The 24,677-nt window shown below is 71.2% G+C and carries 23 protein-coding genes; 10 read left to right on the forward strand and 13 right to left on the reverse strand.

Features of this window, described 5'->3' with window-relative positions:
* The first annotated feature begins 254 nt into the window (after positions 1–254).
* From ACQEVJ_RS34055 to ACQEVJ_RS34065, 3 genes are read left to right on the forward strand one after another with little or no spacing between them, the layout of a single operon-like run.
* Positions 255–1,193, forward strand: a complete 939-nt coding sequence (locus tag ACQEVJ_RS34055; protein WP_433108281.1) for an ATP-binding cassette domain-containing protein — start codon at positions 255–257, stop codon at positions 1,191–1,193.
* Positions 1,193–2,029 carry an ABC transporter permease gene (locus ACQEVJ_RS34060; RefSeq protein WP_433108283.1) on the forward strand — a complete coding sequence of 279 codons (837 nt, stop codon included), beginning with the start codon at positions 1,193–1,195 and terminating at the stop codon, positions 2,027–2,029. Before ACQEVJ_RS34055 ends, ACQEVJ_RS34060 begins: the two co-directional genes overlap by 1 nt.
* Positions 2,026–3,654, forward strand: coding sequence for a CocE/NonD family hydrolase (locus ACQEVJ_RS34065; RefSeq protein ID WP_433108285.1), 1,629 nt, complete (start codon positions 2,026–2,028; stop codon positions 3,652–3,654). The genes ACQEVJ_RS34060 and ACQEVJ_RS34065 overlap by 4 nt, the downstream gene beginning before the upstream one ends.
* On the opposite strand, the gene ACQEVJ_RS34070 is transcribed toward ACQEVJ_RS34065, so the two are convergent.
* From ACQEVJ_RS34070 to ACQEVJ_RS34080, 3 genes are all read right to left on the reverse strand, one after another.
* Positions 3,588–6,947, reverse strand: coding sequence for an AfsR/SARP family transcriptional regulator (locus ACQEVJ_RS34070; RefSeq protein WP_433108287.1), 3,360 nt, complete (start codon positions 6,945–6,947; stop codon positions 3,588–3,590). The two genes, ACQEVJ_RS34065 and ACQEVJ_RS34070, sit on opposite strands and share 67 nt — an antisense overlap.
* A gap of 73 nt (positions 6,948–7,020) precedes the next feature.
* Positions 7,021–7,620 (reverse strand): hypothetical protein, encoded by a 600-nt coding sequence (locus ACQEVJ_RS34075; RefSeq protein ID WP_433108289.1) that lies wholly within the window; start codon positions 7,618–7,620, stop codon positions 7,021–7,023.
* Positions 7,617–9,005 carry a selenium-binding protein SBP56-related protein gene (locus ACQEVJ_RS34080; RefSeq protein WP_433108291.1) on the reverse strand — a complete coding sequence of 463 codons (1,389 nt, stop codon included), beginning with the start codon at positions 9,003–9,005 and terminating at the stop codon, positions 7,617–7,619. Before ACQEVJ_RS34080 ends, ACQEVJ_RS34075 begins: the two co-directional genes overlap by 4 nt.
* A 111-nt stretch (positions 9,006–9,116) precedes the next feature.
* Here ACQEVJ_RS34080 and leuE point away from each other — a divergent pair, with 111 nt between their 5' ends.
* Positions 9,117–9,788 (forward strand): leucine efflux protein LeuE, encoded by a 672-nt coding sequence (leuE, locus tag ACQEVJ_RS34085; RefSeq protein ID WP_433108293.1) that lies wholly within the window; start codon positions 9,117–9,119, stop codon positions 9,786–9,788.
* Positions 9,789–9,791: 3 nt separating this feature from the next.
* Here leuE and ACQEVJ_RS34090 read toward each other — a convergent pair whose 3' ends face one another.
* The gene (locus tag ACQEVJ_RS34090) at positions 9,792–10,637 is read right to left on the reverse strand and encodes an LLM class F420-dependent oxidoreductase (RefSeq protein WP_433108295.1); all 846 of its coding nucleotides are present in this window, start codon (positions 10,635–10,637) and stop codon (positions 9,792–9,794) included.
* 287 nt (positions 10,638–10,924) lie between these two features.
* Between ACQEVJ_RS34090 and ACQEVJ_RS34095 the strand changes: the two genes are divergently transcribed.
* The gene (locus ACQEVJ_RS34095) at positions 10,925–11,566 is read left to right on the forward strand and encodes a VC0807 family protein (protein ID WP_433108297.1); all 642 of its coding nucleotides are present in this window, start codon (positions 10,925–10,927) and stop codon (positions 11,564–11,566) included.
* Here ACQEVJ_RS34095 and ACQEVJ_RS34100 read toward each other — a convergent pair.
* On the reverse strand, positions 11,563–12,024 hold the full coding sequence (locus ACQEVJ_RS34100; protein ID WP_433108299.1) for a nuclear transport factor 2 family protein: 462 nt from the start codon (positions 12,022–12,024) through the stop codon (positions 11,563–11,565). The genes ACQEVJ_RS34095 and ACQEVJ_RS34100 overlap by 4 nt on opposite strands.
* A gap of 45 nt (positions 12,025–12,069) precedes the next feature.
* Between ACQEVJ_RS34100 and ACQEVJ_RS34105 the strand changes: the two genes are divergently transcribed.
* The 3 genes from ACQEVJ_RS34105 to ACQEVJ_RS34115 all read left to right on the forward strand — a co-directional run bounded on the left by ACQEVJ_RS34105 (position 12,070) and on the right by ACQEVJ_RS34115 (position 14,672).
* Positions 12,070–12,795: an SDR family oxidoreductase gene (locus tag ACQEVJ_RS34105; RefSeq protein ID WP_433108301.1), complete on the forward strand. Its 726-nt coding sequence runs from the start codon at positions 12,070–12,072 to the stop codon at positions 12,793–12,795.
* Positions 12,796–12,872: 77 nt separating this feature from the next.
* Complete coding sequence (locus ACQEVJ_RS34110; RefSeq protein ID WP_433108303.1) at positions 12,873–13,745, forward strand: aryldialkylphosphatase; 873 nt, start codon at positions 12,873–12,875, stop codon at positions 13,743–13,745.
* A gap of 51 nt (positions 13,746–13,796) precedes the next feature.
* Positions 13,797–14,672 (forward strand): alpha/beta fold hydrolase, encoded by an 876-nt coding sequence (locus ACQEVJ_RS34115; protein ID WP_433108305.1) that lies wholly within the window; start codon positions 13,797–13,799, stop codon positions 14,670–14,672.
* On the opposite strand, the gene ACQEVJ_RS34120 is transcribed toward ACQEVJ_RS34115, so the two are convergent.
* A complete protein-coding gene (locus ACQEVJ_RS34120; protein WP_433108307.1) occupies positions 14,635–15,165 on the reverse strand; it encodes a MarR family winged helix-turn-helix transcriptional regulator in 531 nt (176 codons plus the stop codon). The two genes, ACQEVJ_RS34115 and ACQEVJ_RS34120, sit on opposite strands and share 38 nt — an antisense overlap.
* A gap of 139 nt (positions 15,166–15,304) precedes the next feature.
* Between ACQEVJ_RS34120 and ACQEVJ_RS34125 the strand changes: the two genes are divergently transcribed.
* The gene (locus tag ACQEVJ_RS34125; RefSeq protein WP_433108309.1) at positions 15,305–16,096 is read left to right on the forward strand and encodes a class I SAM-dependent methyltransferase; all 792 of its coding nucleotides are present in this window, start codon (positions 15,305–15,307) and stop codon (positions 16,094–16,096) included.
* Positions 16,097–16,155: 59 nt separating this feature from the next.
* Here ACQEVJ_RS34125 and ACQEVJ_RS34130 read toward each other — a convergent pair whose 3' ends face one another.
* The 6 genes from ACQEVJ_RS34130 to ACQEVJ_RS34155 all read right to left on the reverse strand — a co-directional run bounded on the left by ACQEVJ_RS34130 (position 16,156) and on the right by ACQEVJ_RS34155 (position 23,224).
* Positions 16,156–17,550 carry an NAD(P)/FAD-dependent oxidoreductase gene (locus ACQEVJ_RS34130; RefSeq protein WP_433108311.1) on the reverse strand — a complete coding sequence of 465 codons (1,395 nt, stop codon included), beginning with the start codon at positions 17,548–17,550 and terminating at the stop codon, positions 16,156–16,158.
* A gap of 56 nt (positions 17,551–17,606) precedes the next feature.
* On the reverse strand, positions 17,607–18,392 hold the full coding sequence (locus ACQEVJ_RS34135) for an ABC transporter permease (protein ID WP_433108313.1): 786 nt from the start codon (positions 18,390–18,392) through the stop codon (positions 17,607–17,609).
* Positions 18,389–19,252, reverse strand: a complete 864-nt coding sequence (locus tag ACQEVJ_RS34140) for an ABC transporter permease (protein ID WP_433108315.1) — start codon at positions 19,250–19,252, stop codon at positions 18,389–18,391. Before ACQEVJ_RS34140 ends, ACQEVJ_RS34135 begins: the two co-directional genes overlap by 4 nt.
* Entirely contained in the window at positions 19,249–20,508 is a 1,260-nt protein-coding gene (locus tag ACQEVJ_RS34145; protein ID WP_433108317.1) for a polyamine ABC transporter substrate-binding protein, read from the reverse strand. Before ACQEVJ_RS34145 ends, ACQEVJ_RS34140 begins: the two co-directional genes overlap by 4 nt.
* A gap of 82 nt (positions 20,509–20,590) precedes the next feature.
* Entirely contained in the window at positions 20,591–21,739 is a 1,149-nt protein-coding gene (locus ACQEVJ_RS34150; RefSeq protein ID WP_433108319.1) for an ABC transporter ATP-binding protein, read from the reverse strand.
* A 51-nt stretch (positions 21,740–21,790) separates the two neighbouring features.
* The gene (locus ACQEVJ_RS34155; protein WP_433108321.1) at positions 21,791–23,224 is read right to left on the reverse strand and encodes a gamma-aminobutyraldehyde dehydrogenase; all 1,434 of its coding nucleotides are present in this window, start codon (positions 23,222–23,224) and stop codon (positions 21,791–21,793) included.
* Between the two features lie 222 nt (positions 23,225–23,446).
* Between ACQEVJ_RS34155 and ACQEVJ_RS34160 the strand changes: the two genes are divergently transcribed.
* Positions 23,447–23,938, forward strand: coding sequence for an Lrp/AsnC family transcriptional regulator (locus tag ACQEVJ_RS34160; RefSeq protein WP_139580184.1), 492 nt, complete (start codon positions 23,447–23,449; stop codon positions 23,936–23,938).
* 18 nt (positions 23,939–23,956) lie between these two features.
* Here the strand turns inward: ACQEVJ_RS34160 and ACQEVJ_RS34165 are convergent, their stop codons facing one another.
* Entirely contained in the window at positions 23,957–24,610 is a 654-nt protein-coding gene (locus ACQEVJ_RS34165; protein ID WP_433108323.1) for a cyclase family protein, read from the reverse strand.
* Between the last annotated feature and the right edge of the window lie 67 nt (positions 24,611–24,677).

Raw genomic sequence — 24,677 nt, forward strand, 5'->3', positions numbered from 1 at the left:
GCCGCGGGAGCGTAGTCGCGGCGGCGCAGGGCGGACAAGGAGCGCAGTCTTAAGCCCGGATTATGCGCGGCTCATGCCGCAGGCGGGCACGTTCCAGCGGCGCCACCTGCGGTTATCCATCATGCCCCACTTCTTTGCAAGTTTCACCCCCCGCCGGCGTTCGGCGAGGCGGCCGGTGCCCTGCCGGCGGCCCTGCCAGCACGGTGCCAGGGCGGTGCCAGCTTCGTGCCAGCGCGGGCGGCGACCGTCGGAGCATGACGTACGCGATTGAGGCCCACGGCCTTGTGAAGAGATACGGCGACAAGGCCGCGCTGGCCGGGATCGACCTCGCCGCGCCACCGGGCTCGGTGCTCGGCGTGCTCGGGCCCAACGGCGCGGGCAAGACCACCGCGGTCCGCATCCTCGCCACGCTCGTCTCCCCCGACGGCGGCCGCGCGGCGGTCGGCGGGCACGACGTGGTGAAGGCGCCGGCCGAGGTGCGGAAGCTGATCGGGCTGACCGGTCAGTACGCGTCGGTGGACGAGAAGCTGACCGGGCGGCAGAACCTGGTGATGATCGGGCGGCTGCTCGGCATGGGCCGGTCCGCGGCGCGGGGCAGGGCGGCGGCGTTGCTCGGGGAGTTCGTGCTGGAGGACGCCGCCGACCGGGCGGCAGGGGGATATTCGGGCGGCATGCGGCGGCGGCTCGACCTGGCCGTCAGCCTGGTCGGCCGTCCGTCGATCGTCTTCATGGACGAGCCGACGACCGGGCTCGACCCGCGCGCCAGGGCGGACCTGTGGCGAATCGTGCGCGAGCAGGTGGCGGGCGGGGCGACCGTGCTGCTCACGACGCAGTACCTGGAGGAGGCCGACCAGCTCGCCGACGAGATCGTGCTCATCGACCACGGCCTGGTGGCCGCGCGGGGCACACCACGCGAGCTGAAGGCCAGGGCGGGCGACCGACGGCTGGAGATACGGCCGGAGCACGACGCGGAGAAGGCGGAACTGATCCTCGCCGAGGTCACCGGGCTGACCCCGCACCGCGGGGAGAACGGACTGCTCAGCGTGCCGCTGCTGGACTCGGCGGTGAGCCCCGCCGTGTTCCGGCGGCTGGAGGAGGCCGGTGTCTCCCTCGCCGAGCACGCCGTGCGCAGGCCCACGCTCGACGAGGCGTTCCTCGCCCTCACGGGCACCACGACCACGGGGAGCACGTGATGACCGCCATCCCGTCCATGAGCGGGCACCACGACCACGGGGAGCACGCGATGACCGGCTTCCCGTCCATGAGCGGGCGCCGGGGCGCGCTCGGGCAGGGCATGACCCTCGCCTGGCGGAGCCTGGTGCCGCTGAGGAATGAGCCCGGCAGGCTCGTCCAGTTCCTGCTTCAGCCGATCTTCATGGTCCTGGTCTTCGTCCTGATGTTCGGGGCCATGTCCGGCGACCCCGAGCACGCCGCGCGCTATCTGGTGCCCGGCGTGCTCACGCAGGTGGCCATCATGTCGACGAACACCACGGGCATGAACCTCGCCGAGGACATCGGCAACGGCGTGTTCGACCGGTTCCGGAGCATGCCGATCGCCCGCTCCGCCCCGCTGATCGGGCGGGTGACCGCGGACGCGCTGACGACGGCGGTCACCGTCGTGGTGGCCCTGATCGCCGGGATCGCGGCCGGGTTCCGGATCACGGCTTCGCCCCTGGACGCGCTGGCCGGCCTGGCCCTCCTGCTGCTGTTCACGCTGGCGCTGAGCTGGGTGTCGGCCTGGCTCGGGCTGAAGGCCAAGTCGGTCGCCTCGATGCAGGGCACGGCGACCGCCGTGCTGCTGCCGCTGACATTCGGCAGCAGCGCGTTCATCCCCCCGGCCAACCTGCCTGGCGTGCTGCGCTGGTGGTCGTCGGTCAACCCGGTCTCGCACCTGGCCGACGCCGTCCGCGCCCTGCTCACCGGCGCTCCCGTGGGGGCGCACGTCTGGGTCACGCTGGCATGGTCCGCCGCCGTCGCCGCGTGCTTCGTCCCGCTCGCCGTACGCGCCTACACCCGGAGGATCCGGTGAACGTCCCCCCGCCCGCATGGGCCGCCGAGCTCCCGCCCTGCCGGGACGTGTGGACAGCCATGCGTGACGGCGTACGGCTCGCCGCGACCGTCTGGCTGCCCGAGCCTCGCGGAGGGCACCCCGTCCTGCTGGCCCGGACCCCGTACGGCAGGGGGCCCCACGGCCCGGGCCTGCGGCTCGACGTCGCCCGGCTGCTCGCGGCGGGCTACGCGGTGATGGTGCAGGACGTGCGCGGCACCGGCGAGTCGGAGGGTGACCTGCGGTTCCTCACGGGGGAGGCCGCCGACGGGCACGACACGGTGACCTGGGCCGCGCATCAGCAGTGGTGCGACGGGCAGGTCGGCATGTTCGGCGACTCCTACCTCGGGATCGCCCAGCTTCTCGCCGCCAGCGAGCGGCCGGACGGGCTGCGGGCCATCGCGCCCTCCGTCTCCCCCGCCGGGCTGCACGACGTGGTGTACGCCGGCGGCGTCCCCAGGCTGGGCGTCGTCCTCCCGGTCCTGGCGACCGTCATCGCGCCCCTGCAACGGGCACGCCGCGCACGGCTCGCGCCGGGGGAACACGGTCGCCCGGACGCCCCGCCGGCCCGGCTCGACGAGATGCTCCGGCGCCTTCCCGTCGAGGACCAGCCGGAGATCGCCGACGCCGTCCCCTTCTACGCCGACTGGCTCACGCATCCCGACCCGTCCCACGAGCTCTGGCGGGACGCCGGCCTGGAGGCCCGCTACGGCAAGATCGAGGTGCCGGCGCTGCTGTCCACCGGGTGGTACGACTACTTCCGCGACAGCACCGTCCGCACGTACCACGCTCTGCGTGACAGGGCCCGCCTCGTCGTCGGCCCGTGGACGCACGCCCTCCGCGAGCGGACACTCGCGGGGCGCGACCACGGCGAGCACGCGAGCGGGGAGGCCGTCGACTGGACCGGCCTCCACCTCGACTGGTTCGGCCACTGGATGCGCGGCACGCCGTTGAGGGACGACGCGAAAGTCCGGGTGTTCGTCACCGGCGCCTGCGCGTGGCGGGAGATGGCCGACTGGCCGCCGGAGGGCGAGGCCGTCCGCTACCACCTGGGAGACGGCGGCGCGCTCGGGCCTGAGGCGGCGCTGTGCGCCTCCTTCCTGTCCGATCCCGGCGATCCCGTCCCCACCATGGGCGGCGACGTGCTGGAGTTCCTCCCTCCGGGGCCGGGGCCGGTGGACCAGCGGCCGCTCGCCGGGCGGGCCGACGTGCTCCGCTACACGACCGAACCGTTGCCGGCGCCGCTGCAGGTCATGGGGGCGGCCGAACTGGTGGTGACCGCCGAGTCCGACGCGGCGCGTTCCACGGTGACGGGCAAACTCGTGGACGTGTGTCCGGACGGCCGGGAGGAGATCCTCGTGGACGGCGTCGCCCTGGTCGCGGACTGCGCCGCGCGGCCGGAGAGGGTGCGCGTCCTCCTCGGCAACCTGGCCCACGTCTTCCGGGCGGGACACCGGCTGCGGGTGGAGGTCGCCGGGTCGAACTTCCCCAAGTACGCCCGGCATCCCAGCGCGGCGCGGATCACGATCGGCGCGCCGTCCTACCTGCTGCTTCCGGTGGCAGGAAGGCCGAGGTCCTCGCGCGGCGACGTACGGCCGCGCTCGTAGGCGGCGTGGAAGTCCGGCCCCGCCGCCTCGCGCGCCGACTCCAGCGCCCCGGCGGCCTCGGCGTCCGCCCGCCAGCCCGGGTGAGCGGCCTCGGCCGCGCCGAAGAGCGCCGCGGAACGCTTCGCGTCGCCCCCGGCCAGGGCGATCATGGCCAGCCCGGCCAGCACGGTCGCGAGGACCGGCAGGTCGGGGGTGGCGCCGAGGGCGCGCAGCGCCTCGTGATGACGCGCGAGCGCGCCGTCGAGGTCGCCCCTGGCCAGCAGCGCCCTGCCGTACTCGGCGTACGCCGACGCGAGTTGCTGCGGGATCGCGGGGTGGGCCTCCAGCACGGCCAGGGCCTCCTCGTGCGCCGCCACCGCGCCGTCGAGGTCGCCCCTGCTCCGCGCCACCTTCGCCTCGCCCATGCTCACCTGCACGAGCGCGTACGGCGAGACGCCGGCGGACACATGGGAGCGGGCGGCCGCCACGTCCGCCGCCGCGCCCTCGGCGTCGCCCGCCCGCAGCCGCAGCTCGGCCAGGCGGGTCAGCGTGGAGATCGTGTCGTCCGCGCTGACCCATCCTTCGGTCAGCCCGGCGATCTCGTCGATCAGGTCCGCCGTCGGCGCGCCCCGGCGGGCGCGGAGCGTGGCCAGCGTGAGCAGGGCCTCGCTGAGCCCCCAGCGCTCCCCCAGCGCCCGGAACCCGCGCACCGCCTCCTCGACGTCCCGTTCGCCGTCGCCCGGCAGGCCGAGCGACCCGCCCCTGATCATCAGCGCCGAGCCGGCCAGCCAGGGATCGTCCGAGCCGGCGTACGCGTCGAGCATCTCGGCCGCCTCCTCCCTGCGTCCGGCCATCGCCGTCACGACCGCCCGCAGGATCGGCAGCATCGGATGCACCGGGCCCTCACGCCGGGCCGCCTCGACGAGGTCGCCGAGCTCCCGGCGGATCTCCTCCAGACGGCCGGGCTCCATCCAGATCGTGCCGAGCCGGGTGACCGTGACCGCGAACCGGCACCCGGCGTAGGCGCGAGCCAGCCCGGCGGGCGGGCCCTCGGGGACGAGTTCGAGCACCTGCCCGGCCCAGACGGCCGCCTGGCCGCGATGTCCGCGCAGCCACCAGTACCAGCTCAGCGTGCCGCACAGGCGCAGCGCGATCTCCGCCTCCCCGGAGTCGACGGCCCAGCGCAGGGCGGCGTTCAGGTTGTCCTGCTCGGTGGTCAGCCTGGCCATCCACTCCAGCTGCCCGGCTCCGCGCAGGCGCGGCTCCGCCTCCTCGGCGAGCCGCAGGAAGTGCGCCGCGTGCCGGCGCCGGTAGCGGTCGAGCTCACCCGCGTCCGTCAGCCGCCGCAGCGCGTACACGCGGATCGTCTCCAGCATCCGGAACCGGCCGTCGCCCGGCGTCTCCAGCAGGGACTTGTCGACCAGGGACGGCAGCACCGCCACCACGTCGAGGCCGTCGCCCCCGCAGACCAGCTCCGCGTCGTCCAGCGTGGCGCCGCCGGCGAACACCGCGAGCCGTTCCGCCAGCGTCCTCTCCTCGGGTGTGAGCAGGTCCCAGCTCCACTCGACCACCGCGCTCAGCGTCCGGTGCCGCGGCAGGGCCGTACGGCTCCCGCCGGTCAGCAGGCGGAACCGGTCGTCGAGACGGGCCGCGAGCCGCTCCGGGCCGAGCGCCCTGATCCGCGCCGCGGCCAGTTCGATGGCCAGCGGCATCCCGTCGAGGCGGCGGCAGATTGTGACGACGTGCGGGGTCGTGTGCTCGTCGAGGGCGAAGCCGGGGCTCACCGCGCGGGCGCGGTCCACCAGGAGGCGTACGGCGGGGTACTCACCCGCCTCGCCCGGGGTGACGCCCTCCGGGGGCAGGCCGAGGGGCGGGATCGGGGCGAGCGTCTCCCCCGGCACGCCGAGCGGCTCGCGGCTGGTGGCCAGCACACGCACACGCGGGCAGCGGCGCAGCACGAGCTCGGCCAGGCCCGCCGCGGCGTCGATCACGTGCTCGCAGTTGTCGAGGATGAGCAGCAGCTCGCGCCCGGCGAGGGAGGCGACCAGGCGTTCGGCCGGGTCCGGTGGGTCGCTCCGCCAGTCCCCGCCCACCCGCGGCTCGGCGTCGGCGCCCAGCGCTTCGAGCACGGACCGCACGACGTCCGCGGGGTCCGTCACGGGAGCCAGCTCGGCCAGCCACGCGCCCTCGCCGTACCCGTTCTCGCCGTACCCGCCCGCTTCGGAGCCGCCCTCCCCGGCCGCGCCCTCCCCGCCCATGCCCTGTCCGCCCATGCCCTGTCCGGCGACGCCGTTCCCGGCGGCGCGCAGGGCGGTCTCGACGGCCAGGCGCGTCTTGCCCGCCCCGCCCGGCCCGACGACCGTGACCAGCCGGGAGTCGCGCAGCAGGCCCGACAGGTGCGTGACCTCCTCCTCGCGGCCCACGAACGTCGTCGGCGGCGCCCACACCCTGCCCGCGCGCCGGCCCGTGCCGCCAGCGATCCTGACGGCGCCGTTGACGGCGCCCTCGGCACCGCGCGTTCGCCGGGCGGGCGCCTCGGGGACCTGCCCGCGCAGCACGTCGAGATGGGCGGCCCGCAGCTCCGGGCCCGGATCGACGCCGAGTTCGTCCGCGAGCGCCCGGCGGACCCGCTCGTACAGGGCCAGCGCCGCCGCCTGCCTGCCCGAGCGCGCGAGCGCGCGCATCGCCAGGGCGGACAGCCGCTCGCGCAGCGGATGGGCGGCCACCTCGGCCGACAGGTCCACCTCACGGCCGAGCGCGAGATACGCGGCGGCGCGGGCCTCGACCACGGCCAGCCGCCGCTCCTCCAGCCGGGTCGCCGCGGCCGCCAGGTATGGCACCGCGCGCAGGTCGGCCAGGGCGGGCCCGCGCCACAACGCCAGCGCCTCGTCCAGCTCCACGGACGTCTCGTTCAGCTCCGCGCGCGCCTCGTTCAGCTCCGCATCGGGGGCCTCGGCGTCCGTCACCCGGCCCGGCAGCGTGCCCGTCGCGTACGGCAGGGTCAGCGCGGTGAACACGTGGGCGTCGACCTGCGCCGGCTCGACGCCGAGCACGTACCCCCCGTCGCGCCACACCACCGCGGCGGGGCGCCCGAGCGCCGCGCGCAGGCGTTTCACCAGCGTCTGCAGGGCGTTCGCGGCGTTGGCGGGCGGGCCGTCCTCCCACAGCGCGTCCACGAGCCGGTCGGCCGGGACGAGGCGGCCCGGCTGGAGGGCCAGCACGGCCAGCAACGCGCGCACGCGCGCGCCCGTGACGGCGACCGGAGCCCCGTCGTCGTCCAGGACCTCGAGGGCGCCGAGGAGACGAACCCGCACGTCGGTCAATCCTGCCAGGCGCCCGCGCGGGCAGCGCCCGGCGGCCCGCGACGCCCGCCCGTCGCGCGGTCGCTCAGATGGCGCCGACCAGGGTGACGACGCCAGCCCCCACCAGGGCGAACGCCCACATCCTGTCGAGGTTGAACCAGGCCCGGCGCAGGACGGCGACACCGAGGAACTCGTACACCACGACGGCGACGACGGTCGCCGTGAGGAACATCGCGAGCGTGTGCACACCGGCGACGAGCATGCCGCCCGAAAGGACGTGCCCGTGGTGACTCGCCGGCATGCGGGTCAGCACGGGCAGCAGCATCAGGCCCGCGCCGTGCACCGACGACATCAGGAACGACCAGGCGGCGAGTTGCGGCAGCGACAGCCGCATGCCCACCCAGCGGAAGTGCCGCCGGGCGAGCAGGTGCCACAGGCCGAACCCGACGAGCACGACGCCCGCCCCGATCGCGAGCGCCGTGGCCGTCACGAGCGACCCGGTCACCGACACGGCGGCCACCACGAGGGCCACCGACGCGAGGTGGCCCAGCGCGATGACCGGCAGGGACTGCAGCAGCAGGTCGCGGCTGCGCTCCTGCAACCCCCGGGCGACGGCGAACAGCCAGCCCATCGCCGGGTTGATCCCGTGGAAGGCGCCGAGCAGGACGACCGCGGTCAGCGTCACGGGTAGCAGTAGGAGTCGGAGGACGCGTCGCCGCCCTGGAGCCGGGTCTGGTGCGGGCGCAGGCCGCGGAAGTCGTCGCCGTGCGGGAAGAACCGCTCGTCCAGGGTGAACGACTCGGTGTCGATCTTCGCCATCCAGGCGCCCACGCCGTCGGGATAGAACTGGTCGTCCCAGGCTCCGTACAGGGAGTTGGTGACGTAGACCCGGCGGCCGTCGCGGCTCACCTCGACCATCTGCGGCCCGCCGGCGAGGCGCTCGTCCGGCGCCGCCGGGTGCGCCTCCCGCCGCACGATGCCGCCGAGGCGGACCGAGCCGATCTCGACCGGCTTGAACGGGTCGGACACGTCGTACTGCTTGAGCTCGCCGGTGCCCCAGCACGACACGTACAGGCGCTGGTCGTCCACCGACAGGTCGATGTCGGTCACCAGCGGCGGCACCGCGCCGAACGGCTTGAGCACGTCGGGCAGGTCGTCCGGCGATGCGGGCTCGGCGGGGATGTCGATGACCTTGGTCGCCGCCCAGCGGGAGCCCTCCTTGTGCCACACCCACACGGAGGCGGACAGGTCCTCGACACTGACGACGACCCCGGCGAAGCCGTACGTCTTGGTCGGGTCGTGGGCGGGCCGCAGCTCCAGCGCCATCTGGTGCTGGTCGCCGAGGTCCACCTCCTGGACGTGCCGGCGCTTGCGCAGGTCCCAGAAGTGCAGCCGGTGGCCGTACTTGCGGCCGAGCAGCAGCTCGCCGACGACACCGTCCTCGATCATGGAGGGCGTGCCCCACTCGGAGGTGATCATCACGTCGTGGTTGATGTGCCACCAGAAGTCATACGCCAGGTACTGCGGGCCGCGGTCCACCTCCCACCGGCCGAGCACGTCGAACGAGTTGTGGTCGAGCAGCGCGATACCGCCGGGCCCCTCGTCGCCGTAGCCGCCGAGCGCGCTGACGTACAGCCCCTCGGGGCCGCAGTGCACGGTGTGCGGGCGGGAGTAGCCGGCCCGCTTGCCCAGCTCCTCGGCCTCGATGACCTTCACGAGCTCGGGGCTGACCCGGTCCTTGGTGTCGTACACGTAGATCCGCGACGACCGCAGGCCGGGGACGATCAGGTAGCGCCGCTCGACATGCGGATGCGGCGCGTACGGGCACAGCGCGCTGCTGCACGCGTTCCAGCCGAAGTGGTGCAGCTCGTCCCCGGTGTACGGCAGGTCGGTCCAGCCGACCACCGTCCCGTACGACGGGGAGCCGGGGTCGGTGTCGAGCACGGCGAGCGCGTCGGGCCGCTGGGCCGAGCGGTCGAAGGCGGCCACGTAGGCCAGCTTCTCCGGCGGCGCCTCGGCGGCGTCCCTGGGCGAGGGATAGAAGGTGGGGTCAGGCTTCCACAACGTCATGCATCCCAGAATTCTCCCGAGTTCCCTACCAAGTCAATAGGAATCTACTGTCTGTGAACGATGCCTGGATAGGGCTATAACAGGACATGCGGTTTCTTGACGGGAGCGGGAATGTTCTTCGGCATCACCAACATCTGGACCTACATCGCAGGATCGTTCCTGATCATCCTGCTGCCCGGGCCGAACTCGCTGTTCGTGCTGTCCACCGCCGCCCAGCGCGGCGTGCGGCAGGGCTACCGCGCGGCGGCCGGGGTCTTCGCCGGTGACTCGGTGCTCATGTTCCTGTCGGCCGCGGGGGTCGCGTCGCTGCTGAAGTCCACGCCCGTCCTGTTCTCGATCGTGAAGTACTCGGGCGCGATCTATCTGGCGTGGATCGGCTTCGGCATGCTTCGCGGCGCCTGGCGCTCCCTGCGGGCCTCCCGTGGCGGGACTGCGGCCCAGGTCGCGGAGGCGGTCCAGGAGGCCGTCCCTGCGCCGGTGGGCAACCCGTTCCGCAAGGCGTTCACGATCAGCCTGCTCAACCCCAAGGCGATCCTGTTCTTCGTGGCGTTCTTCGTGCAGTTCGTGGACCCGTCGTACGGCGCGCCGGCGCTGTCTTTCCTGATCCTGGCGCTGATCGTGCAGGTCTTCAGCGTGACCTATCTGACCACGCTCATCTTCGGCGGCACGTTCCTCGCGGCGCATTTCCGGCGCCGCCGCAAGCTGTCCGCCGGGCTCACAACGGGGGTCGGCGCGCTCTTTCTCGGCTTCGGCGCCAAGCTGGCCACCGCGACGCTGAGCTGACGCTCACTCCCCGCGCAGGTCGGCGAGGGCGTCCTCGAAGACGTCCATCGCCTGCTGGATCCGGTCATACCCGGCCGACGGCAGCCAGGCCATGACGCGGGCGACCCCGGCCTTCTCGCACTGCTCGAGGGCGCCGGGGTCGGCCGGCGCCGACAGCATCACGACCTCGACGTGCTTGCCCGCCTCGTCGGCCCGCCGGAACAGTTCGGGGACGCGCTCCAGGATGCCGGGGCCGTAGTTGGGCAGCCACGCGTCCCCGTAGGCGATCACGCGGTCGAAGACCCGCGGCCCGACGCCGCCCACCAGGATCGGCGGGTACGGCTTCTGCGCCGGTTTGGGCCATGACCAGATCGGCTCGAAGGACACGAAGTCACCATGAAACTCGGCCTCGTCACGGGTCCAGATCTCCTGCATCGCCCGCACCCGCTCCCGCATGACGGCGAAGCGGCGGGCCGGGTCGACGCCATGGTGACGCAGCTCCTCGCGGTTCCACCCGGCGCCGATGCCGAACTCGAACCGCCCGCCGGTCAGGTTGTCCACGCTCGCCACCGTCTTCGCCAGGCCGATGGGCTCGTGCTCGGGCACCAGGCAGATGCCCGTGCCCACGCGCAGCCGGGTCGTCGCCGCGCCCGCGGCCATCGAGGCGACGAACGGGTCGTAGCTGTGCCAGTAGCGCCGGGGCAGCTCGCCGCCCCACTCGTCCTTCGGCGTCTGGCCGCCGGGCGGCACCGGGATGTGCGTGTGCTCGGTGAACAGCAGCGCCGTGTGGCCGCGCTGCTCGACGAGCCGGGCCAAGGCATCAGGACGAACCGCATCATCCGTTGCGAAGTAGCCGAAACCTGAGTCCATGCCGTCACCGTAACCCGCGTCCTCCGCGCCCGAGGGAAAGCGCCCAGCGACCCCCGGTAAAGCGCTGATCAGGGGTTTTCCATCCGGCAGGACGCGCGCGAGAGGTATGCCGTACCGTTATGAAGCGCGGGGGCGGTTCGCGCATTCGGCCCCCGCAAGCCTGACGGTCAGGTACGGTAAGCCACCGACGAAGCCGCCCAACCCGGGGTGTTTCCATCCGCTATGTCCGGGTAGGCGCGTTGCCCAACTACAGCGTCGGTCTCCCCCACCGGCCCGTTGGAGTCAGCATGAACCACGCACCCTTCGCACTGCCACGGCTCACCGCGCTGATCAAGCAGGCGGTGCCCCGGCTCCTCGAAGGTGTGGTGGCTCCCCTCGTGGTCTTCTACACGGCCCTCGCGGTGCTCGGCCTGCGCGGCGCGCTGATGGCCGCGGTGTCGTGGGTCTACCTGGGCGTCCTGTGGCGGCTCATCCGGCGTCAGCCCGTGCCGGGGACGATGATCATGGCGACGATCGCGATCACCTTCCGCACCGTGATCGGATTGTGGACCGGCAGCCCCGTCCTCTACTTCATCCAGCCGGAACTCGGCACGATCTGCATCAGCATGGTGCTCCTGGCGTCGGTGCGGATGCGCCGCCCGCTGGTCCAGCGGCTCACACTCGATTACATCCATCTGCCGTCGTTCGTGCTGCGGCACGAGCGCGTCCGCACCTTCTTCGCCCGGATCACTCTGCTGTGGGCGTTCGTGCTCCTGGTCAACTCGGCCATGAGCATCTGGCTGCTGCTGCACGAGTCGATCGGCGACTACCTGATCATCCGCACCGCCGCCGTCGCCGTCGTCACCGGCCTGGCCTTCCTCGGGTCGATCTGGGCCTTCCGCCGGGTCCTGGGGCGGCTGCACACCGAGGCCCCGGCGGTCACCCGTTAGCCCTCCAGCCTGTGCGTGCGCACCGCCTCGTCACCGCGGGTGTGGCTGGCGTGGAACGCCAGCGCCGTGACCTTCCATCCCTCGGCCTGCCGTACGAGCCGGAGGCGGTAGACGCCCCACACCTCGAACATGCCGCCGCCCAGCGTCGCGTCGAGCAGGTTGTAGGCGTACCCCTTGGTCGTCACGTGCGCCTCGGCGCCGTCCACGGTCACGGCGAAGTTGCTCACGGTGTGGAAGCTCTGCTTGCGGGCGTGCAGGCCGGTCCGCCACCCGTCCACGAGCGCCTCGGCGCTCATCCGGGCGGGCTCTCCGCCGTTGACGCTGGTGAAGTCGACGTCCACCTCGTCGTCGAACAGCTCCTGGCACACCGGCCAGTTCTTGGCGTCCACCGTGTCGAAGACGGCGGTGACGACGTCCACGATCTCGACCCGGTCCACCAGTGCGGCGATCTCATCCATGCGCACCATCCTGCCCCAACAGGATCTGTGATAGGCACGGTTCTCATGGGTACCGCACTGGTCACGGGCGCCTCACGAGGGCTGGGCGCCGTCATCGCCGAACGGCTCGCCGCGGACGGCTGGCAGGTCGCCGTCAACTACGCCAACGACACGGCCGGCGCCTCCGCCGTCGTCGACCGCGTCACCGCCGCAGGCGGCTCGGCTCTCCTCGCCCGGTTCGACGTCACCGACGAGGAGTCCGTACGGGAGGGCGTGGCCGCGATCGGGCACGTCGACGTGGTCGTCAACAATGCCACCGGCCCCCAGCCGCTGATGCCGGTGGAGAAGCAGACCTGGGAGGACCACCTCGGCCAGCTCCGCTTCTTCGTCAAGGCCCCGCTGCTGATCCTGCAGGCCGTGCTGCCCGGCATGCGCGAGGCCGGTTCCGGCCGGATCGTCAACGTGGGCAGCGAGGTCGCCGACCTCGGCAACCCGGAGTTCGGGCACTACGTCTCCGCAAAGGCGGCGATGCACGGGCTCACGCGGTCGTGGGCCCGGGAGCTGGGGCCGTACGGGATCACGGTGAACACCGTCGAGCCCGGCTGGATCCCGGTGGAGCGGCACGCGGACGTCCCGCCGGAGGACTACACCGGCTACCTGCGCGACGTCCCGCTGGGACACATGGGCGCGCCGATGGACGTGGCCGAGACGGTGGCGTTCCTCGCCTCCCCCGGCGCCCGGTTCGTCACCGGCCAGCGGCTCGCCGTCAACGGCGGCAAGACAATGAGCTGACCCCGTCTATGCCGCCGAAAGTAAAGAATCATGTGATTCGCGAGCAGTTTCGGAAAAAAATCGGTTAATGTCCGTTCATGTCCGGCGCATATTTTCCCCGAATCCAGACCGTCACGGGCGCCGTCCCCGTCGCCGAGATCGACGGGCCGGTGCTGCCGTACGAGCACCTGCGCACCGACACCCGCTGGGGGATCGGCGTGGACTCCGATCCCCATCGGTGGCTGGACGAAGAGCGATACGTGCTGGCCGAGGTCAAGCAACTCGGCAGGGAGCAGGCGCTGGGCCTCGTCGTGGAGCACAGCTGCATCGGGATGGCGCGCGACCCCGCCGCGCTCGCCCGGATCTCGATGGCCGCGCGGGTCCCGATCGTGGCAGCCACCGGCTTCGCCGCGCAGCCGTTCGCGGGTGAGGCCATCACCCGGTACGGCGTGGAGGACCTGACCGCCGACCTGCTGCACGAGATCGGCGCCGGACTGGACGGGACGGGCGCGCGGCCGGGCGTCATCGTCGCCGCCGCGTGGGACGAGGCGCCCACCCCCGCCGAGGAGCGGGCCGTCACCGCCGCCGCCCGCGCCTCGCTGCGCACCGACCTCCCGGTGGCGACGGGCGGCCTGGAACTGCTGGAACTCCTGCTCTCGCAGAACGTCCCCGCCCGGCGTCTCAGCGCCCGCACCGGTGACCCGCTGGCCCAGCGCAAGATCGCCGAGACCGGGGCGTACGTGAGCGTGGACGACGCCGAGGACGTCCTCATCCTCCTCGACGCCGGGCACGCCGAGCGCATCCTGCTCAGCAGCGGCGTACGCCTGCGGGAGCACCTGGACGGCTACGGCGGGCAGGGCTACGGCCGGTTGTTCTCGTCGGTCCTCCCGGCCCTGCGGAAGGCCGGCGTGGACGACGACACCCTGCGTCTCATCACCCACGAGAACCCGCTCCGCTGGCTCACCGCCTGACGTCACCGCCAGATCTCGACTGCGATATCCCCAGGCGCCGCGGGCAGAGGCATGGCCATGTTCGCCGGATTCGAACTCAGCTACGTCGACGTTGGAAATGTACGGCTCCGAGTGCGGTTCGGAGGCGAGGGACCGGCGGTGCTGCTGGTCCACGGGCACCCGCGGACCCACACCACATGGCACCTGGTCGCGCCCGCTCTCGCGTCCGCCGGATACACCGTCGTCTGCCCCGACCTGCGGGGCTACGGCCGGTCCACGGCGCCTCCCGACGAGCCCGACCATTCCCAGGCCGGCAAGCGCGCCATGGCCGGCGACCTGATCGCGTTGATGCGGGAACTCGGCCACGAGCGGTTCCACGCCGTGGGCCATGACCGAGGCGGCTACGTCGTCCAGCGCCTCGCCTTGGACCATCCGCATGCCGTGGGCCACGTCGTCATCCTCGGTGACGTGCCGATCGGTGAGGCACTGTCCCGCTGTGACGCCAGGTTCGCCCACGCCTGGTATCACTGGTTCTTCATGGGCCAGCCCGCACCGCTGCCCGAGCGGTTGATCGCCGCCGACCTGGACGCCTGGTACAAGCTCGATCCGGCTCGGATGGGCAGGGAGAACCACGCGGACGTGGCCGAGGCGGTGGCCGACCCCCGGGTGCGGCACGCGATGTGCGAGGACTACCGTGCCGGGCTGGGCGTGGACCGCGCCGCCGACGACGCCGACCGGGCGGCCGGACGCCGGATCACGAGCCCTCTGCTGGTCCTGTGGGGAGCCAAGGACGACGTGGCGGAACTGTACGACCACGACGTTCTGGGCGTGTGGCGACCGTGGGCCACCGACCTGTCCGGTCACGCCCTCGACACCGGCCATCACATGATGGAAGAAGCCCCCGATCTCCTCACCGAAGCCCTGCTGGACTTCCTCCCCCGGCCGTGATCCCCGCGGACGCGACCGGGACATCGAGCGCCGACTCGCCGGTCCGGACCCAGGCCGCCAGGTCGGCGAGGTAGATGTTCCCCAGCGCCGCCTCCAGGGCGGCGCCGAGAACCGCCCGGTAGGTCGGGGTGGCCTCCTCATGGCGTCGCCGGCCGGCGGGTGTGATGCTCGCGGCGACCGAACGTCCGTCCCCGGTCGCGGAGGCCCGCTGTGCAAGACCGAGCTGTTCGAGGCGTCCCACCAAACGGGTGACGCTGCTGTCCTTCAGCCCGATCCGGTCCGCCAGTTCCCCCATGCGCAGGCCGGGACCGGCGTCCGGACGGCTCAGCGCGCACATGGCGCGATACTCCGACAGCGGCAGACCGTGGTTGCGCCGCAGGGCGTCGTCCAGCTCCTTCTCCACACGGGCCAGCAGGCGCACGGCCATGCACCAGCGTTCGTCCTGCGCGTCGTCGGCGGGAGCGGGCGTCCCGCCGCTTGTCGTGTCCGTCACGCGAAGAATGTTACTTGCACAAGCAACCTTTGTGGGCATAATGTGCACCGCGCCGCCGAGTCACGGCGACCGACCTCACCCCGCCCCGCACTCCGGTCGGCCCGGTTCCCCGGCACGATCGATCACTTCGAGAGGTTCGATGGACACCGTCTCGCGCCATTACGATCAGCTGCTCGCCCGGCACTACACCTGGATGCTCGGCGGCGACCTGACGGCCCTCGTCGCCGAGCAGACCCGGCTGCTGCGAGACCTCGGCGTCGAACCGCGCGGCCCCGGCGAGACCGCCGTCGACCTCGGTTGCGGGCCGGGGAATCAGACGCTTGCCCTGGCCGCGCTCGGTTACGGCACCGTGTTCGCCGTGGACACCAGCAAGGCGCTGCTCGACGAGCTCGCCTCGCACGCGGAGGGGAACCAGGCGATCCGGCCCGTCCACGCAGACATCCGCGGCGTCCTCCCGGCGATCGCCGAGCCGGCGAGCGCGGCCGCGATCGTCTGCATGGGAGACACGCTGACCCACCTGCCCCGCAAGGCCGACGTGACCGCCCTTCTCGCCGACTGCGCCGCGGCCCTGGCCCAGGACGGCAGGCTCGTCGTCACCTACCGCGACCTGACCAGGCCACTGCACGGGGCCGACCGGTTCGTTCCCGTCCGCAGCACCCCGGATCAGGTCCTCACCTGCTTCCTCGAGTACGTCGACGAGGAAACGGTCATGGTCCATGACGTCCTGCACCGGCGTTCCGGCGCCACCTGGACGCAGCAGGTCGGCAGCTACCCGAAGCTGCGCATCGGCGCGGACTGGCTGGCCGGGCAGTGCGCCGCGGCCGGGCTGACCCTGGAGCGCGACGAGACGGGTCCGCGCGGCATGCGGCTCCTCGCGGCCGTCAAGAAGGGACGGCCGCCGATCGCGACCGACGCGGGCCGCCGGAGATGAGCGGAGCAGCCAGGACTCCGGGCCGACGGCGCGGGCTCGGGCCCGCGCCGTGGGCACGGCTAGGAGTCGAAGCCGACGCCGAAGGCGTCGAGGGTGCGCAGCCAGGCGTTGCGGCGGCCCTCGTGCTCGTCGGCCCGGGCGATGGCCCAGCGGGTGAGCTGGATGACGCCCGACCGCATCGGCTCCGGCGGGAAGGGCACCGGCTTCTGCCGCACCATGCGCAGGTCCGTACGCTCGGTCACCCGGCCCTGCAGCAGGTCGAGCATCACGTTGGCACCGAACCGGGTGGCACCCACGCCGAGGCCGGTGTATCCGGCGGCGTAGGCGAGGCGCGAGCCGTACGCGGTGCCGAAGAAGGCGCTGAACCGGCTACAGGTGTCGATGACCCCGCCCCACCTGTGCGTGAAGCGCAGGCCGTGGAGCTGCGGGAACGTCTCGAAGAAGTGCGTGGCGAGCTTCTCGAAGGTGGCGTCGCGCTGGTCGTACTCCGGCTTGACCAGGCCGCCGTTGTGATAGACGGCGTCGTAGCCGCCCCACAGGATGCGGTTGTCGTCGGTCAGCCGGTAGTAGTGGAACTGGTTGGCCGAGTCGCCGATGCCCTGGCGGTTGCGCCAGCCGATCTCCGCGAGGAGGTCGTCCGGCACCGGCTCGGTCATCAGCGCGTAGTCGTACACCGGCACGAGGAAGTGCCTGAGCCGGCGCAGCAGCGGAGGGAAGGCGCCGGTGCCGAGCGCCACCCGCCCGGCCCTGACCCTCCCCTTCGGCGTGTCCAGCTCGAGCGTGACTCCGTCGTCGTGCAGGGAGCGCACCGGGGTGTGCTCGAAGACGCGCACGCCGAGCCGCACGCAGACGTCGCGCAGCCCCCACGCCAGCCGCGCCGGGTCGACCATGGCGACGCCCTGCCGGTCCCACACGCCGCCGAGGTACATCGGGGAGTCCACCTCGGCCCGCACCTGCTCGCGGTCGAGCCGCTCCAGCCGCAGGCCGAGCGAGGCCGCTTCGCTTACCTCCTCGTCGAGCCCGGCGAGCTGCCACTCCTCGGTGGCCACCCGCAGCTCGCCGGTCCGCTCGAAGGAGCACTCGACGCCGTAGCGGGTGAGGGTGCTCTCGATCTCGTCGAGGTTCTCCTGACCGAGCCGTTCCAGTGTGGCGATCTCCGCGGGCCAGCGGTCCTGGCCGTTGCCGAGCCCGTGGGTCAGGCTCGCCGCGCAGAACCCGCCGTTGCGGCCGGAGGCGGCCCACCCGACCGCGCGGCCCTCCAGGAGGACCACGTCGAGCGAGGGGTCGCGCTCCTTGGCCATCAGGGCGGTCCACAGGCCGGTGAAGCCGCCGCCGACCACGGCCAGGTCCGCCGTGACGTCTCCCGTCAGCGGGGGCAGCGGTTCGGGTGCGATCGGCCGGTCCAGCCAGTACGGTTTGCGCTCCGCGTCAGCGAGAGCTTTCTGCGGACTCACACATTTCACTTCCCCTCGAGATCCGGGGATCTCACAGGTTCTTACAGGGTCCTACATCAGTTCCTGCGGCGGGCCACGAGGGCGTTGGCCACGGCGATCAGCACGCCGGCCGCGAAGATCAGCGTGCCCATGACGTTGACCTGCGGCGGGATGCCCACGCGGGTGGCTCCCCAGATCCACAGCGGGAACGTCACCGTCCCGCCCGCGTTGAAGTTGGTGATCACGAAGTCGTCGATGGACAGGGCGAACGCCAGCATCGACCCGGCCAGCACGCCCGGGAAGATCATCGGAAGGGTGACCAGACGGAACGTGGTCCAGGTCCCGGCTCCGAGGTCCCTGGCGGCCTCCTCGAGCGAGCGGTCCAGCGTCATCACCCGGGCCCGCACGGTCACGGCCACGAACGAGATCGAGAACATGACGTGCGAGATCACGATCGTCCAGAAGCCCAGCGGCACGGCGAGGGTGACGAACAGCGACAGCAGCGACGCGCCCATGACGATCTCGGCGCAGGAGATGGCCGCGAACATGACGACGTTCGTCGTCGCCGACCCGCGGAAGCGGTAGCGGCCGAGCGCCAGGCCGATGAGCGAGCCGAGCACACCCGCGATGATCATCGTCAGCACGGCGATGAGCAGCGAGTTCACCAGCGCCTGGGTGAGGTCGCCGATCTCGAACAGCTTGCCGTACCACTTGAGGGTGAAGCCCTGCCAGGCGGTGTTGTAACGGCCGTGCGTGTCGTTGAACCCGAACAGGATCATGACCGCGATCGGCACGACCAGCCAGGCGATCACCAGCCAGGTGTAGATCTGGAGGCCGCGCCCCCTCAGCAGACCCTGTCTCATCGGGCCGCCACCTCCAGCACGTCCTCGGTGCCCAGCGCCCTGGCGTAGGCGAAGATGCCGACGAGCAGCAGCGCCATCAGCGTGAACGACAGCGCGGAGGCCGTCGGGTAGTCCTGCGTGACCAGGTACTGGTTCTGGATGACGTTGCCGATCATGGTGGTTTTCGTGCCGCCGAGCACGGACGCGTTGACGTAGTCCGACGTCGCCGGCACGAACGTCATCAGCACGCCGGCGAAGACGCCGGGCAGCGACAGCGGGAGCACCACGCGCAGGAACGTCTGGAACCGGCTCGCGTAGAGGTCCTGCGCCGCCTCCAGGACGCGCGGGTCGATCCGCTCCAGCGCCACGTACATCGGCAGCACCATGAACGGCAGGAAGTTGTAGGCGAGGCCGCCGATCACGGCGAACGGCGTGGCGAGGACGCGGAAGCCGTCCGGCAGCAGCCCGATGTTCTTCAGCGGCCCGAGCAGGATGCCGTTGTCCGACAGCAGGAACTGCCAGGAGATCGTCCGCAGCACGAACGACACCAGGAACGGCAGCAGCAGCATGAACAGGTAGACCGACTTGTGCCTGCCGCCCTTGAACGCGATCCAGTACGCCACCGGGAAACCGATGACGATCTGCAGCACGGTCGAGGCCAGGCCGTAGAGCAGCGACCGGATGATCTGGTCGTGGTAGTTCGCCAGCCCGTCGGCGTACGAGTGCCAGTTGAAGGTGAAGGCGTAGCCGTCCTCGACGCTGCCCGACTGCAGCGACAGGGACAGCATGACGATCATCGGGACCACGAAGAAGATCGCGAGCCAGAGACCGCCCGGGAAGATCAGCGCGTACGGCGTGAGCGCCGCCCTGAGCCTGCTCATGACGTGGTGATGGGCTGGAAGACGCTCTCGAACTTCTTGTGCTCCTCGCTGTCGTCGAAGGTCACGTAGCTGCGGAGCTTGGCGTAGTCGTCGTCGCTCGGGAACACCAGCGGGCTGTCGGCGATCATCTCGAGCGTCTTCTTGTCGGCCCCGGACGCCTTCGCCGCGTCGGCGAGGATGGCGTCCTTGGCCGACGGGACCGGGGTGACGTAGTTGATGTACTCCGCCAGGCTGCCCGCGATGGCGGGCTCGTAGAAGAAGTCGATCAGCGTGATCGCGTCGACCGGGTTGGCCGCCGTCTTCGGGATCATGAAGTTGTCGGTCCAGATGGTGGCGCCCTCCTCCGGGATCACGAACTTCAGGTCCGTGCCGTCGGAGAGGTTCTTCTGGAAGATGTCGCCGGACCACGCCTGGCAGATCCAGATGTCGCCCTTGGCCAGCGGGTCGATGTACGACTGGTCGTAATACTTCCGGACGATGCCGGAGTCACGCTGCTCGGTGAGCTTCGCGGCGGCCTTCTCCCAGTCCGCCGGGGTGGACGTGTCCGGGTCGATGCCGAGCGCGAACATCCCGAAGTTCGCGATCTCCTGGGAGTCGGCCATCATGCCGACCTTGCCCTTGTACTTCGGGTCCCACAGCGCCGAGTAGCTCGTCGGCGGCGTGTCGATGTACTTCGGGTTGTACGCGATGCCGGTCATGCCGGACGCCCACGGGACGGTGTAGATGTTGCCCGGGTCGAACTTCTCCTGGGTGTACCGCGCCCCGACGTTCTTGGTGAAGTTCGGCATCCGCTCGTGGTCCAGCGGCACCAGATAACCGAGCTTGATGAGCTGGGAGAGCTGGACGCTGTTGGTGAAGACCATGAGGTCGTAGTCGATCGACTGCCCGGCGGCGAGCTGCGGCTGGATCTTCGCGTACCAGCTCGTGGTCTCCTGGATGACCTCCTTGTAGGTCACCGTGGTCCCCGTGCGCTTGGTGAACTCCTTGAGCTCGGGCTGCTTGGGGTCCATGTAGAGCGGCCAGTTGGCGAAGTTCACGTGGCCGTTCTTCGCCTTGCCCGACCAGTACTTCTCCACCTCGGTCTGCACCTGGGCGGAGGAGGTGGGCGTGCTCTTGCCCTTGCCCTGCACGCCGCAGGCCGCGAGGGCGAGCCCGGCGGCCGACAGACCCGCGAGCCGGAAGGCGTCGCGCCTGCCGAGCCGGCGCTGGGTCATGCCGCGGAGGAAGGTGGCGTCCTGCCTGTATGGGTCGTTCATAGGGGTTCGTGCTCCGGATTCGCTGTACCGGGGTTCGGGGATTCGTCGCGGGGGACTCGACGTGGGGACTCGACGCGGGGATTTACCGCAGCGCGTAGGAGTGCCAGGGCTGCCAGGAGAGCCAGACCGTGTCGCCTCGCTCGGCGGTGATCGTGCTGTCGTGGGCGTTCTGCTCGAACACCGTGATCTCGGCGCCGTCGCCGAGCACCACGACGTAGCTGTTGTAGGTGCCAAGGTAGACGACCTCGGACACCGTCCCGCGCACCACGCTGAGGTCGCCTTCCGGCTGATCCTTCGCGATCTTGATCTTCTCGGGCCGGACCGTGAGGTCGACCGTGGCGCCGGCCGAGAGCTCGCCGTCGGCGGGGACGAGGATCCGGTCGCTCGCGCCGAGCGCGAGCACGGCCGTGTCGCCGGCGACCTGCTGGACGGTGCCGCTCAGCAGGTTGGAGGTGCCGATGAACCCGGCCACGAACTTGCTGGCGGGCCGCTCGTAGATCTCGCGGGGTTCGGCGAGCTGCTCCACGAGGCCGTCGTTCATGACCGCGATGCGGTCGCTCATCGTCAGCGCCTCGCTCTGGTCGTGCGTCACGTAGACGAACGTGATGCCGACCTCGCGCTGGATGCGCTTGAGCTCGATCTGCATGGCCTGGCGGAGCTTGAGGTCGAGCGCGCCGAGCGGCTCGTCGAGCAGGAGCGCGCGGGGCCGGTTGACCAGGGCGCGGGCGAGCGCGACGCGCTGCTGCTGGCCTCCCGACATCTCCTTCGGCCGGCGCTTCTCGCGGCCGACCAGGTCCACGACCTCCAGGATCTCGCCGACGCGGCGCTTGATCTCCGCGTCGGAGATCTTCTTGCGCTTGAGCCCGAACGCGACGTTGTCCCAGACGTTCATGTGCGGGAACAGCGCGTAGGACTGGAACACCATGTTGATGTCCCGCTTGTTCGGCGGGACGTTCGTGACGTCCTCGCCGTGGAGCCTGACGACCCCCTGTGTGGGGTCCTCGAACCCGGCGATCATTCGCATGCTGGTGGTCTTGCCGCAGCCTGAGGGGCCGAGGAGGGAGAAGAACTCCCCCTCCGCGATGGCGAGGCTCACGCCCTTGACCGCCTGTACGACCTCGCCGTGCGAGACGTACTCCTTGACCACGTTGTCGAGTTCGATGGCGGGCACGTCTCCTGATACGGGGGCAGCCGCGACGGCTGCCCCCGGGCCCGCCTGGATCTCTGTCATTCCAGGCTTATCCCTCTTTTTCGATAGGTGTCAGGCCGGAGCCGGACGTACCTATTCGCCGATGTAGTGCATGACGTGCTTGACGCGGGTGTAGTCGTGCAGGCCGAAGACGGACAGGTCCTTGCCGTAGCCCGAGTGCTTGAAGCCGCCGTGCGGCATCTCGGACACGAACGGGATGTGGGTGTTGACCCAGACCACGCCGAAGTCGAGCCGCTTGGACATCCGCATCGCGCGACCGTGGTCGGAGGTCCACACCGAGCCGGACAGGCCGTAGCGGACGCCGTTGGCCTTGGCCAGCGCGTCGGCCTCGTCGGTGAACGTCTGGACGGTCATGACGGGACCGAAGATCTCGTCCTGCACCATCTCGTCGTCCTGCTTCAGCCCGTCCACGACCGTCGGGGCGAAGAAGAAGCCCTTGTCGCCGACACGGGAGCCGCCGGTGAGGACCTTCGCGTGCTCGGGGACCCGATCGAAGAAGCCCTCGACCCGGGCGAGCTGGTTGGCGTTGTTCAGCGGCCCGAAGTAGGCGTCCTCCTCGTCGAGACCGCCCAGCTTGGTGGCGGCGGCGGCCTCGGCCAGCGCCGCGGCGAACTCGTCGTGGATGCTCTCCTGCACCAGCACGCGGCAGGCGGCGGTGCAGTCCTGGCCGGCGTTGTAGAGGCCCGCCCCGGCGATCGCCTCGGCGACGGCCTTGATGTCCTTGACGTCCTCGAAGACCACGACCGGGGCCTTGCCGCCCAGCTCCAGGTGGACGCGCTTGAGGTCGTCGGCGGCGGTCCTGGCGACCGACATGCCCGCGCCGACCGAGCCGGTGATCGCGACCATGCTCGCGGCCGGGTGGCCGACGACCAGCGAGCCGGTCTCCCGGTCGCCGGTGACGACGTTGAAGACGCCGGCAGGCAGGATGTCACCGAGGATCTCGGCCAGCTTCAGCGTGGAGGCCGGGGTGGTGTCCGACGGCTTGAGCACGATCGTGTTACCGGCCGCGAGGGCGGGGGCGATCTTCCACACCGCCATCATCATCGGGTAGTTCCACGGCGTGACCTGGCCGATGACGCCGATCGGCTCGTGCCGGATCACCGAGGTGTGGTCGGCGAGGAACTCCCCGGCGGTGGGGCCCTCCAGGGTGCGGGCCGCACCGGCGAAGAACCGGAAGTGGTCGGCGGCGACAGGGGTCTCGTCCTCGGCCATGCGGGCGCGGGGCTTGCCGGTGTTGCGGCACTCGGCCTCGTTGATCTCGTCAGCGCGGGCCTCGATCGCGTCGGCGACCTTCAGCAGCAGCGTCGCGCGCTCGCCCGGCGTCGTCTGGCCCCACGTCTCGAAGGCGGCCGTCGCGGCGGCGTACGCGGCGTCGACGTCCTCCTGACCCGACACCGGTGCCTGGGCGTAGACCTCACCCGTCGTAGGGTCTACGACGTCGGAGAAACGGCCGCTCGCGGCGTCGATGAACTTCCCGTTCACGAAGTTCTGGAGACGGGTGGTCACCGTTGACCTCCTGTTGGTGGCTGAGTTGTCGCGACTCTGACAGAGGAAGGAGCTTACGACAAGGGATTTCGTCGCTAAGATACCAAATTGCTACGAAATCGCTTGACGCGAGCGATGGAGCTGACAACATGTCAGATCAGGATCGCAACATGTCAAAAACGGTGCTGTAACACCAGGTCGCTACGGCGACCGAAGCCCGCCAAGAGAGGACACCCCCCGAGGATGACGACTCCGCCAAAGGCTCGCGCGGCTGCCGCGAAGGGTGGGCCGGTGGTGCTCGACGAGATCTCCAAGCAGATCATCGAGCAGCTTCAGATGGACGGGCGAAAGCCGTACGCCGCCATCGGCAAGGCGGTGGGGCTGTCGGAGGCCGCGGTGCGCCAGCGCGTGCAGCGCCTGCTCGACCTCGGCGTCATGCAGATCGTCGCCGTCACCGACCCGCTCACCCTTGGCTTCCCCCGCCAGGCCATGATCGGGATCAAGTGCGAGGGCGACCTTGAGCGGGTCGCCGACGAGCTGTCGCAGATCCCCGAGATCGACTATGTGGTGCTCACGGCCGGCTCGGTCGACATCATGGTCGAGGTCGTCTGCGAGGGCGACACCCACCTGCTGGAGATCCTGGGGAAGATCCGGGCGATCTCCAGCGTGCGCGCGACCGAGACGTTCGTCTACCTCAAGCTGCACAAGCAGACCTACTCCTGGGGCACCCACTGACGGAGGCTCCGCCCTGGGTCAGCCGATCCGGGCGACGGCGCGTACGGGAGACCCGTCGGCGGCGTGGAGACGCAGCGGCAGCAGGGAGACCTCGATCGCACGGCCGGCGGCCTGGGCCTCCAGAAGCGGGCCGAGGTCGCGCAGGTTCTCCGCGATGACGGCGTGCGCCCCGCACAACACGCGATGCGCCGGCAGGTCCGCGGGAGCCGGGGTGGGGTCGACGCTGAGCGCGTCGACGCCCACGGTCCGCACGCCCGAGGCGACGATCAGGCGGGCGGTCTCCGCCTCCATGTAGGGGTGGTCCAGATAGGCGGGCGTGCCCCAGTGCTCGTCCCAGCCCGTCGCGACCAGCAGGACGGTCCCCGGGCCCAGCCGCCCGGCCACCGTGCCGAGCATCGCGGGGGTGATCGGCGCGCGCGGGGGCAGGTTCCTGGCGTCGAGGACCACCGCCGGGCCCAGAAATCGCTCCAGCGGCAGGGCGTCGAGCGCGGGCAGCGCGTCGTCGATGTGATAGGGCGCGTCCACGTGCGTGCCGGACTGCGACCCGAGGTGCAGGCCGAGGACGTTCACCCCCTCGGCCGCCACGGTCAGCGCGGGGCTGATCTCCACCTCCGGGTCTCCGGGGTAGACGGGCATGCCGCTCACGACGGGCACCGACAGATCGACGATCATCGCTTCTCCTGGCCTTTCCGGGCGCGAGCAGGCCGATCAGATCGTAGGCCACGGAGGAGGCGGGCCC

Source organism: Microbispora sp. CA-102843, from assembly GCF_050936215.1.
In the GTDB taxonomy this organism is placed as follows: Bacteria; Actinomycetota; Actinomycetes; order Streptosporangiales; family Streptosporangiaceae; genus Microbispora.